Here is a 3,019-nt window from a genome sequence, read left to right on the forward strand (position 1 = left end):
CTTCCAAAGCCCGCTCTTGTTCGGCTTTTTGTACCAATTCGGCCCTGAACTCGTTCAAGGCTTGCCGGCAATAGGCCCGCGCTTCCGCCATCCGCGCGGCCTGTTCTTCTTGTTCCCGGTGCAGGGCGGCGGCGGTCAGTTCGTGGAGGTGCTGTGAAAGGTTGAGCGGTGCCAGTTCGCGTTGGCTTTGCCGCAGCTCGTCTTCGGCCTCCCGCCGTTCCAGCAGGGCCTCCCGCTGTTCCGGATCCAGTTGCCGCACTCGTCGCCCGCCCAAGTGCTGTTCCGGTTCCCGGTCGATGCCTTGAGCCACCAAGCTGCGGGGGTCCACCCGCGCCGCGTGGCCGTGTTGCTGTAAATGGGCGTTTTGTACGTCCGCCCACCGTTGCCGGGTTTCCAGCAGCCGCTCTTCCGTCCCGGCGCTGTCCTTCCGGCATCCCCCCAGTTCGGGGTGTTTCGCGTTGTACCGCTTGAAATACTGCGTCGGGTCGCGCTCAATGCCGTCGGTCGTCCGTTCCGAGTACATGAGGTGGGCGTGCGGTTGTTCCCCGCCCGCCAGCGCCGCGCCCGGATTGTGGATCGCCCATTGGTGGGCGTGCCGCTCGCCGATCTCCCGCCGGATGAAGTCCAGCACCAACTCTTGCCGCTGCGCGGGGTCTAGCTCGCGCGGTAGGGCGATTTCGATCTCGCGATAGGTCGCGCCGTTAGCTCTCTCGTGCCGGTCGGCGGCGGCCCAGAACAGGGCGGGTTCGCCTTCGGCCCATGAAGGCATATTGCCGTAGCCGGTGGCTTCCAAATCTTCGTAACCATCCCGCCCGGCGTAGCGCCCTTCGCGGGCGATGTAGGCGGCGTGGCCGCTCGCCTGGCCTTTCCCGCCAACCTTCACGCTGCAATGGTAGGAGGCCATGTCTGGATACTCTGGTCGTCGTCGTGGTTGCTGGTGTCGTCGCCGTTTGCGGCGCGTTGCTACTACCGGTTAAGTGTCTGGTGCGTTTGGGGGTTTTTCTTTTGCTCCCCGCAGGGGCGCACGGGGTTTTCGCTGCGCGGAAACAACTAAGTGCCCCTTTGCTTTCATTTGCTACGATGCCGGACCGGGGTCGCCTAGCCGTCGCTGGCTTATCCACTGCTGCCAGCATACATCACGCTCTTGCGCCGCGTGAAGGGGCCGCTAGACTTCAGGAAGGTTGCCAGACCCACGTTGTCGGTAAAAGCAACTACAAACGGATGAGAGAGGCGAATTCATATGAACCGTGACGAATGGTTACAAAGCCGCGTGACCTATCTCAAGAATCTGAAGGCGCGCACGGAACATCAGCAGCTCTTGGTGTTGCTGGCCGACAAACCGGACCGCTCGGTAGCAGAGAATCAACTGTTCGCAGCCTTGATTCGGGTGGAACAGGCCAACGACCGCGCCGCCCAAGCTCGCGTGGCGGTGGTGAAGTTGATTCAAACCAGCAAGCGCCAGTCCGCCCAGGCCGAGCGCAAAGCCCGCGCCCATCGCTTGATCCAGCAGGGGGTGCTGTTCGATCTAGCGAGCTTGGAACACCGCAGCCGGGGCGAACTGCTCGGCCTGCTCTTAGCCGCCGCTAAAACTGACGATCCCCACCGCTGGGACACCTGGAAACAGGCGGGGGATGCCCTCCTGGCCCAAAAGGGCGATACCGTGGACTTGCAGCGGTGAGGTAATGGCTTCCCTATCACTTAGGTGCTGTTCGGGCTATGGCCCGTGCAGACAAGGCCATCCGCCAAAACGGATGAGCGCTTCGACCGGGATTTAGCCCGCTGGCTGACGCCGATTGCGAAGGATGCGTTTGAACGTCTTCAACGGGCGGGTCGCGAACATCTGGTTACGCCCCACGGTTTGAACGGGCGTGATCTGGCCGCGTTGTACATATCGCCGGAAATTCGGCACTGACATTTCCAGATACTCAGCGGCTTCCTGCACGGTCAATGCCTCCGCCACCAAATGCCCGAAGACCTGCTCATGCGTAAAGTTATCGTCCCGAAACGCCTGGCTTTCGAGCAGCAGAAAGAACTTGCCGCGCTCGGTGGTGGGTAGGGCTTGGAGATCCTCAAAGAGCTCCTCAGCCGTCATGGCATGGCTCATCGCTTTCCCTCCGCTCGCAAATAGCGCTTGAGTTCGTCATAAAAATTCTCGTGCGACCCGACTTGGTAAAAATCAATCATCAAAAGCTCCACCTCCGCGCTCGGTGGGCGTGGTTCGACCGGAGGCGGACGGTACGCCATCAGGTACTCCTGGCGCTGGAACTTGAACTTGTAAACCCAAATTCCGGCCAGGTCGCCTAACTTGGCCTCGCCGATGTCCGGGTTCGCGCAAACCTCTTCCACTGCGTCCTCGATAGCCAGTTGCAGCGGCTTACGCGCTTTCTTGACGTACTGGCTGAAGGGCCGCTTGAAGTTGGCTTTCATGATCTGATGATAGATCAGAAACGATCATAGATAAACTCAACCTATCGGTACCCTCGTCGAGGGGTGGACTCTCAGTACGCCGATGTGCACCAGAAACGCCCTGATGGCCTCTACAAGCGATTTAGAACTATGGGGCTCCCCTCATAGCTAAAACGGGGTGTGCGTCGCTTCTGAGCCCTTCTGTGAGTCTCTACGGGGTTGTTTAGGACGGCTGCCCGTATCGCGCCTCCCCTTGGAGACCGTCTTTGGGGTTTTAGGTGGCTTTGTTGCGGGCCGTTCCCGGGGTTGCTGGGGGTGGTCGGCCTTTGGGGTGGGTTTGGGAGGGGGCTACTGCACCCCTCCCAATGATCGTGACGTGAGCGTAGCGAACTCCGATCTGGGGAGTCTGTGGGGGTCGCGAGCAAAAAGTTATCCACAGGCCAACTTCGTGCGCGCGGATTAGATAAAGATTAAAAGATATTAAGGAAAAAATGACACCCTAGTAACTTATTGTTTTTTATAAAAAAAAACCGTTTTTGTGCACCGCACAACCTACCTCTATTCCCGTGCCTGCCTACCTCTATTCCCGTGCCTGCCTACCTCTATTCCCGTG

Annotated in this window: 4 protein-coding genes; 1 reads left to right on the top strand and 3 read right to left on the bottom strand. The window is 59.7% G+C overall.

Annotated features, from left to right (window positions below):
- A partial coding sequence (locus tag BN874_RS10915; RefSeq protein WP_051497717.1) for a MobA/MobL family protein occupies positions 1–904 on the bottom strand: 904 nt, incomplete at its 3' end.
- 336 nt (positions 905–1,240) lie between these two features.
- Between BN874_RS10915 and traD the strand changes: the two genes are divergently transcribed.
- Positions 1,241–1,678 (top strand): conjugal transfer protein TraD, encoded by a 438-nt coding sequence (traD, locus tag BN874_RS10920; RefSeq protein WP_034433152.1) that lies wholly within the window; start codon positions 1,241–1,243, stop codon positions 1,676–1,678.
- Positions 1,679–1,771: 93 nt separating this feature from the next.
- On the opposite strand, the gene BN874_RS10925 is transcribed toward traD, so the two are convergent.
- The gene (locus BN874_RS10925) at positions 1,772–2,092 is read right to left on the bottom strand and encodes a helix-turn-helix domain-containing protein (RefSeq protein ID WP_230314405.1); all 321 of its coding nucleotides are present in this window, start codon (positions 2,090–2,092) and stop codon (positions 1,772–1,774) included.
- A gap of 8 nt (positions 2,093–2,100) precedes the next feature.
- A complete protein-coding gene (locus BN874_RS10930) occupies positions 2,101–2,427 on the bottom strand; it encodes a type II toxin-antitoxin system RelE/ParE family toxin (RefSeq protein ID WP_034433155.1) in 327 nt (108 codons plus the stop codon).
- Positions 2,428–3,019 lie beyond the last annotated feature (592 nt).

Origin of the sequence: Candidatus Contendobacter odensis Run_B_J11, assembly GCF_000531125.1 — a bacterium.
GTDB classification, from domain to species: Bacteria; Pseudomonadota; Gammaproteobacteria; order Competibacterales; family Competibacteraceae; genus Contendibacter; species Contendibacter odensensis.

What these genes read in the sequence shown, in the direction of transcription:
- traD (WP_034433152.1), top strand. Translation starts at nt 1,241, where the DNA reads ATGAACCGTGACGAATGGTTACAAAGCCGCGTGACCTATCTCAAGAAT.
- BN874_RS10925 (WP_230314405.1), bottom strand. Translation starts at nt 2,092, where the DNA reads ATGACGGCTGAGGAGCTCTTTGAGGATCTCCAAGCCCTACCCACCACC.
- BN874_RS10930 (WP_034433155.1), bottom strand. Translation starts at nt 2,427, where the DNA reads ATGAAAGCCAACTTCAAGCGGCCCTTCAGCCAGTACGTCAAGAAAGCG.